This is a genomic window from Rhizobium sp. CB3090 (genome assembly GCF_029714285.1).
Lineage (GTDB): Bacteria > Pseudomonadota > Alphaproteobacteria > Rhizobiales > Rhizobiaceae > Rhizobium.
Genome location: NZ_CP121663.1, coordinates 37,911 through 54,251, shown reverse-complemented (window position 1 = coordinate 54,251; position 16,341 = coordinate 37,911). Strand labels below are relative to the sequence as shown.

At 59.1% G+C, this 16,341-nt stretch carries 15 protein-coding genes; 3 read left to right on the top strand and 12 right to left on the bottom strand.

All coding sequences use genetic code 11. From position 1 onward, the window contains the following. Positions 1–131: 131 nt before the first annotated feature. From QA646_RS19075 to QA646_RS19065, 3 genes are all read right to left on the bottom strand, one after another. Positions 132–1,496 (bottom strand): GGDEF domain-containing protein, encoded by a 1,365-nt coding sequence (locus QA646_RS19075; protein ID WP_283059821.1) that lies wholly within the window; start codon positions 1,494–1,496, stop codon positions 132–134. A 9-nt stretch (positions 1,497–1,505) separates the two neighbouring features. Next, the gene (locus QA646_RS19070; protein ID WP_283059820.1) at positions 1,506–2,261 is read right to left on the bottom strand and encodes a transporter substrate-binding domain-containing protein; all 756 of its coding nucleotides are present in this window, start codon (positions 2,259–2,261) and stop codon (positions 1,506–1,508) included. A gap of 219 nt (positions 2,262–2,480) precedes the next feature. Further along, on the bottom strand, positions 2,481–2,726 hold the full coding sequence (locus QA646_RS19065; RefSeq protein WP_283059819.1) for a hypothetical protein: 246 nt from the start codon (positions 2,724–2,726) through the stop codon (positions 2,481–2,483). Between the two features lie 457 nt (positions 2,727–3,183). On the opposite strand from QA646_RS19065, the gene QA646_RS19060 reads away from it, so the two are divergent. From QA646_RS19060 to QA646_RS19050, 3 genes are read left to right on the top strand one after another with little or no spacing between them, the layout of a single operon-like run. Next, positions 3,184–4,179: an ABC transporter substrate-binding protein gene (locus QA646_RS19060; RefSeq protein ID WP_283060570.1), complete on the top strand. Its 996-nt coding sequence runs from the start codon at positions 3,184–3,186 to the stop codon at positions 4,177–4,179. Next, positions 4,176–5,216: an iron chelate uptake ABC transporter family permease subunit gene (locus tag QA646_RS19055; protein ID WP_283059818.1), complete on the top strand. Its 1,041-nt coding sequence runs from the start codon at positions 4,176–4,178 to the stop codon at positions 5,214–5,216. The genes QA646_RS19060 and QA646_RS19055 overlap by 4 nt, the downstream gene beginning before the upstream one ends. After that, on the top strand, positions 5,213–5,974 hold the full coding sequence (locus tag QA646_RS19050) for an ABC transporter ATP-binding protein (RefSeq protein WP_283059817.1): 762 nt from the start codon (positions 5,213–5,215) through the stop codon (positions 5,972–5,974). The genes QA646_RS19055 and QA646_RS19050 overlap by 4 nt, the downstream gene beginning before the upstream one ends. Before the next feature lie 33 nt (positions 5,975–6,007). Here QA646_RS19050 and QA646_RS19045 read toward each other — a convergent pair whose 3' ends face one another. From QA646_RS19045 to QA646_RS19005, 9 genes are all read right to left on the bottom strand, one after another. Further along, positions 6,008–6,937 carry a heme-binding protein gene (locus QA646_RS19045; RefSeq protein ID WP_283059816.1) on the bottom strand — a complete coding sequence of 310 codons (930 nt, stop codon included), beginning with the start codon at positions 6,935–6,937 and terminating at the stop codon, positions 6,008–6,010. Positions 6,938–6,985: 48 nt separating this feature from the next. Continuing rightward, entirely contained in the window at positions 6,986–8,002 is a 1,017-nt protein-coding gene (locus tag QA646_RS19040) for a sugar phosphate isomerase/epimerase family protein (RefSeq protein ID WP_283059815.1), read from the bottom strand. 2 nt (positions 8,003–8,004) lie between these two features. After that, positions 8,005–8,943, bottom strand: coding sequence for a myo-inosose-2 dehydratase (gene iolE, locus QA646_RS19035; RefSeq protein WP_283059814.1), 939 nt, complete (start codon positions 8,941–8,943; stop codon positions 8,005–8,007). After that, positions 8,940–9,482 carry a hypothetical protein gene (locus QA646_RS19030; RefSeq protein WP_283059813.1) on the bottom strand — a complete coding sequence of 181 codons (543 nt, stop codon included), beginning with the start codon at positions 9,480–9,482 and terminating at the stop codon, positions 8,940–8,942. The genes iolE and QA646_RS19030 overlap by 4 nt, the downstream gene beginning before the upstream one ends. Continuing rightward, entirely contained in the window at positions 9,479–10,585 is a 1,107-nt protein-coding gene (locus QA646_RS19025; protein ID WP_283059812.1) for a ferritin-like protein, read from the bottom strand. The genes QA646_RS19030 and QA646_RS19025 overlap by 4 nt, the downstream gene beginning before the upstream one ends. A gap of 43 nt (positions 10,586–10,628) precedes the next feature. Beyond that, a complete protein-coding gene (locus QA646_RS19020; protein WP_283059811.1) occupies positions 10,629–12,485 on the bottom strand; it encodes a GMC family oxidoreductase in 1,857 nt (618 codons plus the stop codon). Between the two features lie 182 nt (positions 12,486–12,667). Next, positions 12,668–14,425: a GMC family oxidoreductase gene (locus tag QA646_RS19015; protein WP_283059810.1), complete on the bottom strand. Its 1,758-nt coding sequence runs from the start codon at positions 14,423–14,425 to the stop codon at positions 12,668–12,670. After that, the gene (locus tag QA646_RS19010; RefSeq protein WP_283059809.1) at positions 14,403–14,870 is read right to left on the bottom strand and encodes a hypothetical protein; all 468 of its coding nucleotides are present in this window, start codon (positions 14,868–14,870) and stop codon (positions 14,403–14,405) included. Before QA646_RS19010 ends, QA646_RS19015 begins: the two co-directional genes overlap by 23 nt. Further along, the gene (locus QA646_RS19005) at positions 14,867–16,318 is read right to left on the bottom strand and encodes a glycoside hydrolase family 15 protein (protein ID WP_283059808.1); all 1,452 of its coding nucleotides are present in this window, start codon (positions 16,316–16,318) and stop codon (positions 14,867–14,869) included. Before QA646_RS19005 ends, QA646_RS19010 begins: the two co-directional genes overlap by 4 nt. Positions 16,319–16,341 lie beyond the last annotated feature (23 nt).

The window sequence follows — 16,341 nt, the reverse complement described above, 5'->3', positions numbered from 1 at the left end:
ATCAAACTGCCCATAGTCCGCGTAGGCAGTAGCTGATGTCTGCTGCTTCACCCGCAATTTCAGGACCAAGTGCACAGCGCTTGGGACGTGCGGCGGCGAGATCGAAGGCGACGTCATGGAGGCCGCAAAACTTAGCCAGCCTTTGACATCTCGCCGGGCCACAATGCGACCTGCACGTTGTTGCGACCGCTTCTCTTTGCGCTGTAAAGGGCACCGTCAGCGGCGGCAACAATTTCCGCCGGCGCATGGCCGCCATGGTTGGCCATGGCGAGACCGAAGCTGGCGGTCAGGCGTAAAGGTGCTCCCGCATGCGTCTCGATCGAAAGTTCCTGAATGGAACGCCTCAAGCTTTCCGCGCGCTCGATCGCCTGCTGCTGCGAGCAGTCTTCCAGGACGACGACGAACTCCTCGCCGCCATATCGTGCAACGAGACTATTGGCGTGCCAAGGCAAGCTGGTCAGCACGTTGGCGACGGCTGCGAGAGCTTTGTCGCCAACCAGATGGCCGAACGTATCATTCACGGATTTGAAATGATCGACGTCGACCATGACAATCGCAAGATCAGGGGCGGCGGTTCGCCGGCTCAAGGCCGAGGTGAGATAGTTCTCGAAGGTCCGGCGATTTGCCAGTCCCGTCAACGGATCCTGTTCCGCCAGGCCATGCAGAATGGCATTGGTGCGGTGCAGATCGTCTGAGACCTCTCCATAGGCGACGATTGCCGCATCGATCATTGCCAGTTCTGCGATGAGCGGGGCGCGCTCTAGACGGACGACCTGCTCGTGCTTTCCAATTCGCTCCAGATTATCGATCGCGGCGACGATAGGCGCAGTAAGATGACGTCTTGCAGCGACCAGCAAGGCGGTGGCAAAGAGGCTTGGAACCAGCAGGATCAAAATCCATCCAATCTGCATATGCCCTGCGCTGCGCTGGATTTCACGGGCGAGGTCGTCGGCTACGACGGCAGCATCGCCGCTCAATTGTGAGGCCATCGCGTCGATAGTGTGCATAGCTCGATCATATGCCTGTGTCGTTATCTTATCGACATCGTCAGCATCCATCGTGGCTTGCGTGGCGGAGGACGACGGCTGGCCCTCTCGCAAGTCGCGGGCTTCCTGACGAAGTTTTGCGATTATCTTGGTTTCATCGGCGACTTGCCGTGACCCTTCGATCAGACGGGCATTTTGATCGAACGAGAAGCCTTGCGCGAGGGCCTGAATCTGCAATTGGAGCTGCCGCTCCAATCTGCGGTCCTTCGCGAGATAGATGGAGCGCAGGAGAGAAGATAGACGTTCGATTTTTACGGCGTTCCGCGTTTGCGTCAGGATGAGCGGAATTTGCGTATCACGGGTAAAGTCTGCCTGGGTCTCGATTCTGTTCAACAGGACGAGCGAAATCCCGCCGGCGACCAGCGAATAGACGATGACGCCGAGCAGAACAAATCGACCGACGGAACTCAGCGAGAGCTGGCGTCTTCTCGACCCTTTGATTTCACCCATACCCGTGGCTCAATAGATGCTGAAGGGGAAGTAGGCATCGTTGATGCGGTCATAGACGCCATTGAGCTTTATCTGCTTCAGAGAGTCGTTCACCTTCTGAATGAGTTCGACATTGCCCTTTTTCGCGGTGATATGCGCCGAGCTCTGAAGAAAGTCGGTGGAGATCGGATCTCCCACATAACCAAAGCGCGCACCTTCGGGCGTCTGCAGGAAGCTCAGAAGCTCGATGGCATCGCCGATCAAAAGGTCTGCCTGATTGTCCAGAAGCAAGCGTTGCGCGGCAGGCTGGTCTTTCGTCAACTCAAGCTTGCTTGCGCCATAGGCCTTCTGCAAATATTCCGCCTGAATGGTTCCCGTTGCCGCCGCAATGCGAACGCCTGCGAGTGCTGCCGGCGCACTGTCCTGGAATTTTTCCGAGTCGCCTATCAATACCGAATGAGAGCGATAATACGGCGCAGAAAACTCCATTTTCTGGGCTCGCTCTTCTGTAAAGGCCATGCTGGCGACGATGAGATCATACTTATCGTCCGCCAAACCCTGAATGATCTCCGTCCAGGGCACAGCGACGAGCGAACATTCGGTTTGCATCTGCTGACAGAGAGCTTTGGCGATGTCGACATCGAATCCGGCGAGTTGCCCGGCCGTGTCCTTGAAATTGAAGGGCGGGTATGCGCCTTCAGTGGCGATGCGAAGCTGATCGCCTGCGGTTGCCAGGCCAAGCGAGCTAGCAAAGAATATGGCAATAAATACCAGCCGAGCGATCATCTGTTCCCCTACCCCACGACCCTAGTTGTAAACATGTTATGAGGAAACCGATAACAAAGAATGATGGAGCCCGTTCAATTTCGACGCTTCGACGGCGAGCGCAGCAATGGCGCGAGGTCGACCGCCGCAAGGAGGATCATACGGCTCTCAGAGGGCGCAACCTGTCAAATCCATAGGGATGAAGCGCCGAATTGCCTTATTCAAACTCCGTGCAGAGGCCTATGGCAGGTGGCCGACCGGCAGAAGTCCTTCGAACCGGCCGCTCTCGATTGCAGTGCGCATATCTTTGAACAGTCGCGAGACGAGGCGCGGCCGCGATCCTGGTCTCTCGTCGATCAGCACGACCGACATTCTCTTTATCTCGATCGTGATCGTGCGCGCATCGTCTTGCCGCCGAAAATTCGACGAATCGAGTGAATGGAATCCATTCTGCGCCGCCCATGCGGCTATCATGTCCGCGTTCATGACTATCCTGTCTTAAGGAGATACGGGCGGATGCCTTCAGCCGTTGTCCTGCCTTTGCGAATCGCCTCTTGATCCGACGAATACCTCGACTGAATCGCCGGAATCCAGCCGAAACCCTTCGAATTGCGAATTGTCGAGCGGGTGTTGCGAGAAAGACTCAACGCCATTGATCGCTGCTAGAAAACTAAACTCTTCCCATAGCGATTGCGCTGGTCAGCTTTGCTACGCCGGCCTTGCAGATTGCGGCTTCGACAGCATGGCCGAATGGTGACAGCGATCTGTCCCCAAACGAACCGGACGACGAAGTGGTGATATTCTCACGCCTAATAAAATATGATTAGGAAAGTCTTGTTTTTGATGCCGCTCAGAGGTTATACCGCCGGCAATTGCACCCAGCCCCTCGGGCCATAGAACAATCAGGATCTTTCTTGTGACCCTATTGAAATCATTTTTCGCCATTTCCGGCCTCTGCGCCGCGCTCAGCTCCACCGGATCCTCGGCATTTGCCGCAACGAAATTTCCGCTGACGATCGAGAATTGCGGCGTGCAGGTGACCTTCCAGAAGGCGCCTGAACGGGCGATCGGCCTTGGCCAGAACAGCGCGGAGATCCTGCTGCTGTTGGGCCTTCAGGATAAGATGGTCGGCACTGCCTTCTGGCCGAGCAAGGTATTGCCGCAGCTTGCCGAAGCCAATGACAAGGTGAAACTGCTGACAGTCGAATTCCCGACCTTCGAATCCATCCTTGCGGAAAATCCCGATTTCGTGGCGGCGGCTTTGCCGAGCCTGATGGGGCCGAGCAGCAAAGTCGCCAAGCGCGAGGATTATGACAAGGTCGGCATCCCGACCTATCTCTCCCCCAGCACCTGCCTCAGCACCAAAGAGGTCAAGGACCAATATGGCAGCCGTGCTCAGCTATGGAACACGGACCTTCTCTACAGGGAAATCGACGAGCTGTCGCAAATCTTCGACGTCGCCGATCGCGGCCAGGCGCTGATTGCCGATTTCAAGGCGCGTGAGGCAGCACTTCGCTCCAGCGTTTCGAAAGACGGCAAGAACCTCTCCTACGTCTTCTGGTTCTCGAGCCCCAGCCCGTCGGCCGACGCCTATCTCGGCGGCAAGAATGCCGCTTCCGGCTTTATCGCCGACCTGCTCGGCGGGCATAACGCGGTGACGGCAGAGGCGGAATGGCCGACGCTTGGATGGGAAAGCATCATCGCTGCCAACCCGGACGTCATCGTCGTTGCCAATCTCGACCGCAACCGTTGGGAACTCGACAAGGCTGACGCCAAGATCAACTTCTTGACCACCGACCCGGCGGTCAGCCAAATCTCGGCTGTCAAGAACAAGGCGATCGTGGTCATGGACGGCCAAGCCATGAACCCCACCGTTCGGACGGTCTATGGTGCCGAACAGGTGGCGGAGCAGTTGAAGGCGCTTGGTCTTCTGAAGTGACCGATACGCGTCGCCCTCTTCAGCGGGTTCTTGCCTTCGGCCTTCTGCTGCTGGTTTCATTCGCCGCCATCGGCCTCGTCGTTGGGATCAGCGTCGGGATCGGCGATCTGCCGATCCCGCTCGTCACCACCTTCTCGGCCGTAACCAATCGAATGGGATGGACGGCGGTGGAGCTCAACAAGATCCATGAGGCTGTCATCTGGGACTACCGTCTCAGCCGGGCACTGGTGGCGGTCTTCTGCGGCGCAGGCCTCGCGCTCTCGGGAGCGATCATGCAGTCGCTGCTGCGCAACCCGCTTGCCGAACCCTATGTTCTCGGCATCTCGGCCGGCGCCTCCACCGGCGCCGTTGCGATTGTCATCCTCGGGGTCGGTGCCGGCGCAGTATCCCTGTCTGCCGGGGCTTTTGCCGGCGCCTTCGCGGCCTTTCTCCTGGTGGCATTGCTATCGAATGGCACACGCGGCGGGGCCGACCGCACCATTCTCGCCGGTGTCGCCGCATCGCAGCTCTTCAATGCCGCGACCTCCTATATCGTGACGACGTCGGGCAATGCGCAGCAAGCCCGCGATGTGATGTTCTGGCTGCTCGGCAGTTTCGGCGGCGTGCGGTGGCCCGAATTCATGCTGGTCTCGATTGTGGTCGGCTTCGGACTCGTCGCCTGCCTGTTTTATGCCCGCGTGTTGGATGCCTTTGCCTTCGGCGACGAGGCGGCATCCTCACTTGGCGTCAATGTTGGCAGGGCGCGGATCGCACTTTTCGTTCTGACGGCAATGATGACGGCAACGATCGTCAGCATAGTAGGCTCGATCGGCTTCTTCGGCCTCGTTGTGCCGCACGCGGCGCGCTTTCTCGTCGGGCCGCTGCATATCCGCCTGCTTCCGACCTGCGCCGTGGCGGGCGCGATCCTCATGGTGCTGGCAGACATTGCATCGCGTGTCCTCGTTCCGCATCAGGTCCTGCCGATCGGCGTCGTTACGGCGCTGGTGGGCGTGCCCATCTTCTCGATCATTCTCTACCGGTTCCAGCGTGCGTCATGACCATCAAGGCAGATAACCTCGTCTGGAGAATTGGTAGGAAGACCGTTCTTGACGGCGTCTCATTTGAGGCGCAACCCGGCAAGATGCTCGGCCTGCTCGGCCCCAATGGCTCCGGCAAAACCTCGCTCCTTCGTCTTCTCGCCGGTCTGAAGCGACCGCATGCCGGACGCATTACGCTCGACCAAAGGGACATCAAGACCATTAGCCGACGCTCAGTCGCTCAGCGCGTCGCCTTCGTCGAACAGCATGCCACGACCAATGCCAATCTGCGGGTCATCGACGTCGTAAAGCTCGGCCGGTTTCCGCATCTGTCGATGTTTTCGGGCTGGACCGCGGCCGACGAAGAGGCCGTCGAAGGCGCGCTGGAACGGGCTGGTATGACGGAGAAACGCAATGATCGCTGGCAGAGCCTATCGGGTGGCGAAAAGCAGCGCACGCACCTGGCGAGAGCCCTGGCGCAATCCCCGCAGGAACTGATCCTCGACGAACCGACTAATCATCTCGATATCCAGTATCAAATCAGCCTGATGCGGCTCGTCGGCGACCTTCCCGTTACCAGCATCATCGCTTTGCATGATCTGAACCACGCGGCCATGTTCTGCGACCAACTGATCATCATGCAGCAAGGCAGGATCGTCGCTTCGGGTTCGCCAGAGGTGGTGTTGACCGAAGAGCTTCTGAGAAACGTCTTTTCGGTCGAAGCTCGCGTGGAGACATCGCCGCATCACTTGCGGCCGCATATCCATTATCTTCGCTGAGGGCAGCCTCCGAGCGCCATCCACCAAACCAGCCTAAAATGCCTTGATCAATGTTCCGACCGTCACATGCGGAAAGCTCTTGCCTTTGAAATTCAGCAAACCGGTTTGCGAGTATTGCAATTGCATGAACTCGTTACCCAGATTGTCGACGACGGTTTCGATGGCGAAGACGGAATCGAGGTCGAGCGTATTGGCATTGGTGGTGATGAATGGAATATTTGCAATGCCGCCGGCCGTCGAGGTTATCAACCGTGTAATCTGCTTGAGGGTCTGACCCTGCTCGAAGACCTGATGGTTCAGGGTATCCCGCAGCACCTGATTGGGATCATCGATCATCGCCTGTGTGACGCCTGGGGGGACCGGACTTGTTCGAAAACTGCTCGGAATGGCAAGGTCATATTGGGGATATGGATTCCGGCTGCCGGACGCCGGCGGCTCGCCGCCTATAACGAAGGGTATCGTATTGGCCGGCGGAATGTCCGGCACCTTGTCGAACTCGGCATGCTGCACGAAACCAACCGTACAGAAGGCGTTGCCGTGTGGAATCGTACCCAACCGCGCGATGCTGGCATCGGCCTTCGGCGCGGTAGTCGCCGGGATGTTCAACCACATGCCTGGTTCGATATGCAACGCGCCGCCATTGGTGCCGTCCGTGACGCGATGCAGATAGGTGACGCCATAAATAGCGATATCGCCCTGTTCGCTGCCGCGATTGAAGACCGGAGAGCCGATCGAAGTGAATTCGATCGTTTCATGCAATAGATTGAGTTGCAGGAAGATGCCGTTTTCGCTGCGACCGGAATAATCAGGACGCGCAATAAGGCTGAAACCCGTCCCTTCCCAAAAGCCCGGAAGATCCGCCAGGGCTCCGAGCCGATCGGCGGTGACCTGCTGCGAGGTTGCTGCGCGCCGCAACGTGGTCAGGCCCCTCGTGTGAAGTCCGGAAGGCTGTATGTCGTTCATCGTCGTCACCTGTCCTTTGTGTGGCCGTGGCCGATTTAGCCGGCCGGGTTAAAGCGCCGAAAGATATTCAAGCTTGGCGAATTCCTCCCGGACGGTTTCCAAACCATCGCGGGCGACGTCGTAGGCGCTGGACACGCCTGCCACAGGCTGGTCTTCGCCAGGAATCCAGAATTTGCGACGGGTCAGATGCAGGCCGCTGAGAAAAGCCGGGACCGCGTTGAATACCTCGATCAGGAATGGGCCGTCATAGACCGGCAGGATCGGCGTAAGAAAGCTTTCCCAGGGAATCCAGCTATCCTTCAACGCCCCTCGATCTGGCGCAGAAATATGTATGTAGTTCAAACGTCGCTGCGCCACGGTGGCGCGCAGGTCGGCCTGGAAAGCTGCAGGCCCGCTGCTTCCAAGCAGCACATGGGCGCTATCGATGGTCAAGCCCGCCTGGGAACTGGCTACCCCTTCCAGGAAACCCAGCACATCCGAGACCATGTTCGGTGCCGGTGTTTCCCAATGGTCCACCGGCTCGATCGCGAGCTTGACGGCCTTCTTCTCTGCATAGTTGGCGAGCTCCTCGATGATCGGGCGCGCGAGCTCATAGCGAGATTCAAGCCAATCCTGCAGCGCATCGCTCCACAGCGGCGTGCCGGAATCTAGGGTCGGGAAGACGCCATATGGGAAAACGATCGGACCCGCCATGACAGTCTTGCCGCCAAGGATCGACGTAATATCGACGCGGGACTTCAAATAGGCCAATGCGCCTTCCCTCTGCTCCCGGAAAGGCGAGGTGGGATCGAAGGTCCGCGTTGTCCCAACATTGGTCGTGAATCGTACCGGTTCCAGGCCGGCGGCGTCCAAGGCCTGCCTGAAACGGGCATAACTTTCGATCTCGGCCTTATGGTCGCCGGTCTGCTGGGCGGCGATCGGCAAGTCGAAACCGTCATAGCCCATAGCGAGCAGGGCTTTGATGTGGTCGATCAGGGTTTGGGTATAGGCCCGATCATTCGGCCGCAGGTCCGCCGTAAACATGAACAGGCTCAGCAGGATCTCTCTTTTTGCGCCCTTGTCCATCGCTACCACCCAAGCGTCTCGTGCAGATAGGCACGCGCCATCTTGGCGTATTGGAGCGGATTGGCCTTGGCTGGATCCTGCTCGGCCTCGATCACCAGCCAACCGGCGAAATCGGCCTCGGCGAGCGTCGCAAGAATTTGCGGGAAGGTTTTTATCGAGCCGTCACCGGGAACGGTGAATATGCCGGCCTCGATGGCTGCTTCGAAGGAGAGCCCTTTTTCATGGACACGGCTCACGACATCGGCTCGAATATCCTTCAGATGGATGTGCTTGATCCGGCGGGCATATTTTTTGGTGACAGCCAGCGGATCGACGCCGGCGGCTGCAAGATGGGCGGTGTCCAACAACAGATGGATCAGATCTGGATCGGTCCTTTCCATCAGCCTGTCGACAGCAGAAGCGATCATAACGCCGGTGCCGAGATGCGGATGATAGCAAAGGCGCCGACCCTCTTCCCTGGCAATCCTGCCGATCTCATGCAGACCGTCCACCAAGCGAATCCACTGTACGTCTGTCAGCGTCGGGCAATTGGGGAACAGTGCGAATGGCAGCGGATTGACCGCATGGCCGAACTCGGCCACCACAAGATCGGCTCTCCTGGGGTCCGTGCTACCGCGCTCCATCTCCTCCAGAAAGGCGAGTTGCTGGCGGACTTTCGCGATTGTCTGCTCTTTCATGGCTTCAATCGTGAAATAGGTGCTGACCCATGGTTCCGAAACGCGCAAACCACGCAGCTCGAGCGCCGCTCTCAAGACCTTGGGATCGGTCGGATATTTGTGGCCAATGCTGCAGCCGACATAGCCGGCGAGCGCCATTTCACTGATGCATTGTTCGAAGGGAATGCCGATGTCGATGTTGATGAAGTCGTCGTTCCACCAAAGCGTCGGCGTGATGCCGAGCCAGACTTTTTCGGGTGAGAGTCGCGGTGTTTGGGTGCTCATCTTGCCAATCCTTCGTTGCGGTTGACTTGGACTTCCTTGACTTGCGCAATCGCAGGCTCGCCCGCGAAGGCCGGAATCGTTGGCGGGGACGCCCATGAACCATAACCAGGAGCTTTCGCGCCCGCCGGATGGGCTCCAATTGCCTTCCACATCAGGCCTTCGGCATAGGCAGCCGCCGAAACGACGAAGGGCACATCCTTGGGGTTCGCACCAAACGCCTCGCTCCAGGCGGTCGGCAGTTCGTACCAAGTGCCGACGTACCAGAGCTTGATGATGTTGCGGGCAACCGGGCCAAGTTTCTCGCTTCCAAAGATCTGTCGGCGCAGACGTGCCTTTCGCTCGGACAAAGCTTGGCCTTCCGTCTCCAGACAGATCTTTTCGTAGGTGGAAAGGAGTTCAGCCAGGATAGCGCCGCCAATCGCGCTATTGACGGTCGCGAGGTAGGCTTCGACCTGGCCTGTGGCCCACAAATCGAAGGTGGCAAAGGCGGTCACCTCTGTCGAGAAAGCAAGAAAGCGGTGCGGATCTTCGATACTCATGCTCCCGCCTCCTCGATCGCCACGGTGCGCAGCACCTGATTGTCGCCAATCTCGAAGGTCGCCATCGCATAGTGGCCGCCGCTGTCGGGCAAGGGATTGCGGATCAGGTCTCCCATCAGGTTCCTGAATTCGAACATTCTGGGCACAGCCTGCAGCAGCAACTGCGGCTGACCGTTGAAGGCTTGCGTCAATTGTCCCAGGAACTCCGCATACGTCTGGTTGAACGAAAGCGCGGCCTCATAGAGTTCCGGGCTCTTCTTACGGTCGATGTCGCCGAGTTTCAGATCGGTTTTGACCGGATAAACAGCATGCCAGTCGACGCTGAAGGTGGGGCCGGTCGGATGGCCGGCCGTGTCCTCCGGCTGGTAGTAGCGCTCTCTGTCCAGCTCGTCGAAGCGGTAGTAATGCGCGAGTTCTCTCTCATGGTCGTAGATGCCGCCGCCGGCACCTTCACCCTGCTCCATGACGAGCCGGATCGCCTTCTTTGCGCTTCCGATATCAGTGACGGGAAAGAGCTCGCCACCGCCGGAGTAGTAATATTCCGATGTGACCTGGCGCTTGCGATCCCCGATGAAGATCGTCTTGCCGGCAACCTTGGCTTCCTTTTCAAGGCGATCGAATCCATCTTCGATGGCGGCGTAGAAATCGCCGATGCTGTAATATTGCATGTCGTCAGCGCCCGGATAGGTTCCAAGCACGGTTACGCTTCCACGGTACAGGCGCTTGACGAGCTTCTTCGATCCGGGGGCGAGACGAGGACGCTCGATCTTCTTGAAGATCGCCAGCGTTTCCTTGGTGAACGGCGCCAGACTCACTTTGAAATCCGTTTCACCATCGGGAAGATGAGCGGGATAGGAAGGCACGAATCCCGGCCTCGTAAGGTCAGGGGTTCCGCCGATGGCGTTCAGAAGATTTGCTGCGATCGTCAGATGCAGCATTTCCTCGACCGCGACCACCCGAAGGACCTGCACGGCATCCACATTGGTGCCGGGCTTGATCGAATAAAGCGCCGTCAGGTACGGCGGAATCGTTGCATGTTCCAATTGCATTGCTAGGTACAGATGCTCTTTGAGAGCATCGATCGTCGTAATCGTATCAGACATCCTGGCTTCTCCGATTGTTATGCGCGCGGAACCGGTCCGAGCCCTATCGTTGCAACTGTTTCAGCATTGCTCGGGCGCTGCGGTAGCACAGCGCGGCGAGGGTCAAGGTGACGTTGGCCGTGCCGATGGTGGGCATGCTGCCACCGCCGACCAGATAGAGATTGTCGTGGTCCCAGGAGCGCTGGTCGATGTTTACGGCCGACCTATGCTTGTCCGATCCCATGATGTGGGTGCCGGCCAGGTGGTTGCCGCCGCGGATGGCGTAGCCTTCGCCCTCATAGTTCACATAGCCGTAGTCGCTGGTGTCGTAGCGGGTGTGATCCGCAGCGCCGAGCCGGGCAAACATGGTCTTTGCGAACTCGCGCGCATAGGCAGCACCGCGCATCGTGTATTCCGGAACCGTGAACGAAACCACGGGCCGCATGTTGCCGAGCTTGTCGGTATATTGCGGATCGACGGAGACGCGATTGCTCTCGACCGGCATCACTTCGATCATGAAGGCGAGCAGCAATTGGCGCGAAATGCGGTCGATCAGGCCCTGCCTTAGATCGCCGCCGAAGCGATTGTGCTGGTCGACGAGTTCGGTGACGTCGGAATAAGGCGAGCCGACAGCCCAGCCCCAACCATCATTGTGAATATCGACGCTGAAGGCCGCCTGATGCCGCCTGAAGGCGCCGCCGCGCAGATCCACGATGCCTCCGGTACAACTTGTGCCGCGCATGGTGCCGCAAACCTCCGGCATCAGAGCCCAGCTCAGCAAATAGGCGTGATCCATCAGGTTGCGGCCGATCAAGCCGCTCGAACTCTGCAGACCTGATGCCAGCATCAACCGCGGCGTTTCGATGGCGCCTGCAGCCAGCACGAAAATCTTGCCTTTGACGGTGATCGTTTCATAGTCGGGCGAGGCCGCATCCTTATAGACCTTGACCTCGAGCGCACTGGCGCGGCCCGTGTCGGAATCGATCAGAACACGCGAGGCGACGGCCTGTGCGAGAAGATCGACCCGGCCGGTTTGGAGTGCTTTCGCCAGCGTTTTCCCGGAATGGTAACGTGCCTGCACCGGACAGATCGGAACGCAGTTCGTATTGCCCTGGCAGCGTCCCCCCTCCTCGACCTCATGCGTATTGACCGCACCGATCGGCACATATCCTTTGCCGCCGTCATAGGCAGGATTGGGGATGCCGTTGCGTCCCTGGGGATAGGGCCGCACCTTGACGGGATAGGTTTCTCCGTAGAGTTCGACCGTGGTTCCGTCGATGCCTTTGGCCACCATCTGGTCGAGATAGGAAAGCGGCAGACCCCGCATGGGATAGACGTAACCCTGGGGAAAGGTGATATCGAGATAGCTCTGATCCTCGACATCGGCCGACACGCCGATCTCGCGCTCCGCGGTTTGATAGTCCGCCTCGATGTCGCGATAGTCCAGCGGCCAATCGAGACCTTGACCGTAAAGAGCGTTCGACTTGAAGTCCTCCTGCAGCAGTCGGGGCGTTTTGGCTTCCCAGTGCATGGTCGTGCCACCGAAAATCCGCGTATAGGTCGTATCGGTCACATAGGGGCCGGATTGCACCATGTACGTCAAAGCGTTGGTTTCGCCCGGTTGAAGCTTGCGCAGCTCCGGGCTACGCGGCATCGGAACATTGGGATTGACTGGATAGGGCGACTGGTTGTCCTTGCTGGCGGCTTTATAGAAGTTGGTCACCAGTGCATCGTATCCGTCCAGGCTCCGGTTCGTTCCGGATCCGGCTTCCAGCACGAGGACACGCTTGCCCGCCCTGCAGAGCTCATTGGCGATGATGGCGCCGGAGATGCCGGTGCCGACGATAACCGCATCATAATTTCTGTCCGACGCGACGGCTCCGATGTCGGTCCTTCGCGCGGAGTCAATGGCAAACAGCATGGCGCACCTCCATCCCATGCGACGAAAAACGATGGCTACTCTCCCGGCCTTCTTTCCGGTTGGCGCGCAGCCGACATGATCGATGCATTCTGCTTGCTCCCTTTTTTTGCGTGGCGCGATCGAAGGACCGCTCCTGATAGATGAAGTCGTCCGCCGGCTTTCGCCGGCACATGCAAATGCGATCAGTGGGCGAAACTCGCGATCAACCGATCGGCCGTCCGCAATGCCAAAGCCGATAAGGTCAGCGTGGGATTGGATGTGCCAAGCGTCGGAAAACTGCCGGAACCGACGACAAAAAGGTTCCTATGTTCCCAGGCGCGCTGGTCCGCATCGATGACGGAGCCGCTGGGGTCTGCGCCCATGGCATGCGTGCCGGCAAAATGCCCCATTCCATGGTAGCGAAAGGCGCGCCCCTCATAGTAGACAGTCGGAAACCAGCTTCCCTTATCGGGGTCCGTGCAATCCTTTATCCCGGCTCGACGAAACACGGCTTCGGCAACGCGCGAGGCGGCCGCCATTCCGGCCAGCGTGTAGTCATCGATCCTGTAGTCGATCACGGGGCGCGGATTGCCGAGTGCATCGCGATAACGAGGATCGATGCTGACGCTGTTGGCAGCGTCGGGAAGCTGTTCGACCGCAAGCGAAAAGCGCATCTGGCGCGGCAGCGTCGCCTCGAGTTCGCCGCGCAGCGCCGAGCCATAGAGCCCGCCATTCATCACAGCCTGATAGACCGCCGTATCGGGAGCTCCGGTACTCGCCCGCCAGCCGTCATTGCCGATGTCGAAGCGGAAAGCCGCATGTTTCGAGCGAAACGCGCCGCCCCTCAAATCCTCGATGCCGGCCGTCGACTGCGGGCCTCTGTAGGCGCCGATCGAATGGGGCGCGAGCCCCCAGGCGTAAAGCGTCGGATGATCCATAAGGGTCTTGCCGACTTGACCGCGCGGGCCGTCGATACCCGAGGCCAGCATGAGCTTGGCATTTTCCACGGCATGCGCCGCCAAAACGTAGACGCGAGCCTTTGCGACGAAGGTCTTTGCCTCCGACGAGGTCTGATCCTCGTAGCGTTGATACTCGATCCCTTGCACTTCGCCGCTTACCGGATCGATATGGATCTTTGAGGCGACCGCCTGGGTCAGGACGGTCAACCGGTTCAAATCCGCCTGAGCGAGGGTTTTGCCGGCATTGTATTTCGCCTGCACCGGACAGATTGGCGTACAGGACGTATTGCCCTCGCAGCGCTCTCCAAGATAGCCGGTGCCGACCGGCCGATAGGACTTGCGTGGCAATGAATTGCGAGCCGCCGGATAGCTTCGAACCCTGAGCCGGAACGACTCCTCCTGAAGCTCAACCTCCATGCCGTCAACGGCCGCCCCGAGCGTTTTGTCCGAAAAACTGGGCGGGACGCGCTGCATCGGATAGTCGTAACCATCCGAGAAGCTAAGCCCGAGATAGTGCTGTTCGGAGACATCGGCGGAAACGCCGATCTCATGTTCGGCCTGCTCGTAGTAAGGAGCGATCGCGTCATAGCCGATGGGCCAGTCCCGCCCGACCCCGTGCAGCGATCGCATGCGAAAATCTTCCGGCAACATCCGCAGCGACACGCCAAGCCAGTGCAGGGTCGATCCGCCCAACAGCCGCGTATAGCTGCTGCCGTAGAGATTGGGGCCGCGTTGAACGAAGTAGCCGTTGTTCGATTGCAAATCGGCTGTGTCGGGTTGCGGCGCGGCGACGGCCGGCGGCCACGGCGATTCCGGGCCCTTGCTGTTTGCGGCGTAAAAATGCTCCAGATGCTGCGTGTATTCATCGAAACTGCGCGTCGTGCCAGGTCCCGCCTCAAGCAGCAGAACCCGCATGTCCGCCCTGGTCAAACGCTTTGCGATCATGGCGCCGGCAACACCCGCGCCAACGATCACCACGTCAAAGGACATCTCGTTCGCCATGTCTTCCCCCCGCGGGCGCCAGCGCCCATGCACCGAAACCTTGCTGCTTGGCTCCCGGCGGATGGGCTCCCGCCGCCAGCCACTGCAGGCCGGCCTGATAGGCCGCACCGGAGACCAGATGGGTTTTATCGAGCGGCGATGCCCCAAAGGCGGTGCGCCATCCCTCAGGCAATTGTTGCCAGGTGCCGCAGTACCAAAGCATGATCACATTGCGCGCGATCGGCCCAAGTTGCGGATCCCTGAGAATTGCCGGTAATGGCCCACCATCCCCGTTCGCCGGCAATTCTCGGAAGCTGTCGAGCAGATCGTTCACGATGTCGGTGGGAACGATCTGATCCAGCACGCCGAGATAGGTTTCAGCCAGATCGGTCGCGTGTAACTTCATGGCGTTGAAACCGGTCAGCGCGCTTGAGAGGGCAATGAAGCTTGCCAGTCGCTCGCTCATTTTCTGCTCCCGGCGGCCCGCGCGGACTTGCCGGCTACCTTACCGGACAGCTTGTTTCCGCTGGTTCTGACGCGTACGGCAGACAGAAATGATGCGTAGCTCCATGTCAGATTGTGCACGCTCTTTTCATAGCCGGACGTGCCATCGAACTGTTCGCTCAGTTCATAACGATCGCTGTGGTAGATGACCGCGCGCAGCATGGCATCGCCCGCGCTTCTGAGGGCGGTTGCGGTATCGGAGGCGGAGGTCGTGCTCGTCACCCCAACCTGCGCGAAGAAATCCTGGGACAGGCTATCCAAAGGAACCGTCCCGGCGTGATCGATGTCGTTGGCGAGACGATAGTAAAGTTCCGCAAAGTTGCATGTGCACAGCGCCCAGGGATGCCCCCCAGCCACGGGATGGGCGACATCTCCGTCATAAGTGTCGCCGGGATAGCGGCCCAAGAGGGGACCGATCCCACGTGTCTGATCTCCGGCATTGATCGGGTAGAACGCACTGGAATTGGGATCCGCCCACTGGCTTCGCAGCCGGGCTGCCGTTGCAAGCAATTTTGTATCGGTTGCCGGCACCGCTCCGTAGACGCAGGCCGAAACGATGTCGATGTTCGGGTCGTAGCCAAGCTCTTCGGGAACAACTGAGACGCCGGGACCGGCGCCCGGCGCCAGCATCGTCACATAATATGAACCGTTCCAATGATCCTGAAGGGCGCTTTCGAGCCAGGCAATTGCCGTTTTTATATCCGCTGTAACGCCAATGCCGTAGCTATTGGCGGCAACCTCCCGGAGACAGCGAAGCTGAACCGAGCGCGCAAAGAAGGACAGACCTTCGTGCTCCTCCCACAGATTGGTCGTGGGCTGCTGGTAAACACCGAGGAGATAAGAGACATTCGTTTCGATGACTTGCCTGGCAGTGGCTTGGGTCGCTGTGTCCAACTGAGGATAGGCCTGCAGGAGAGCGAGGCTTTGAATGGCAGGTCCATCGTTCTGTTCGGTCCACGGACGCGGTTGCCCGGCCACGGTAAAGCATGCATGCCCCAGTGTCGGATGGGCGTTCGTCTGACAGAGCCTGGCGAAACTGGCGTAGTCGATCAGACTGGGCATGCCGCTGCCTGGAGCCAGAGGCAATCCGGCAGCGGCGATCTCGATGGCGGTGATCGCAGCGTCGCGCACCCAATTATAGACATAGTCCTGATCGACGCCGGGAGTATTGGCGGGAAAAGAAGGCGCGGCGACGACGCATCCGGGCGCCGAATATTGCCCGGGATTGGCAGGATCCTCGATGATATAGCCGTCGCTCGTGACGTTGCGCAGCATCAGGAGGATGAGGTAATTGGCAAGAGCTGCCAGATCGGTTTGTTGATAGGCCGCTTTCGGGTGCTGCCTTCCCAAAGCAAGCGGCACTCCTGCCCGAGCACGGGCCGTATGATGGATGGTTCTGGTGATGTTCATCTGTTCCTCCGCTCGAATTGCAT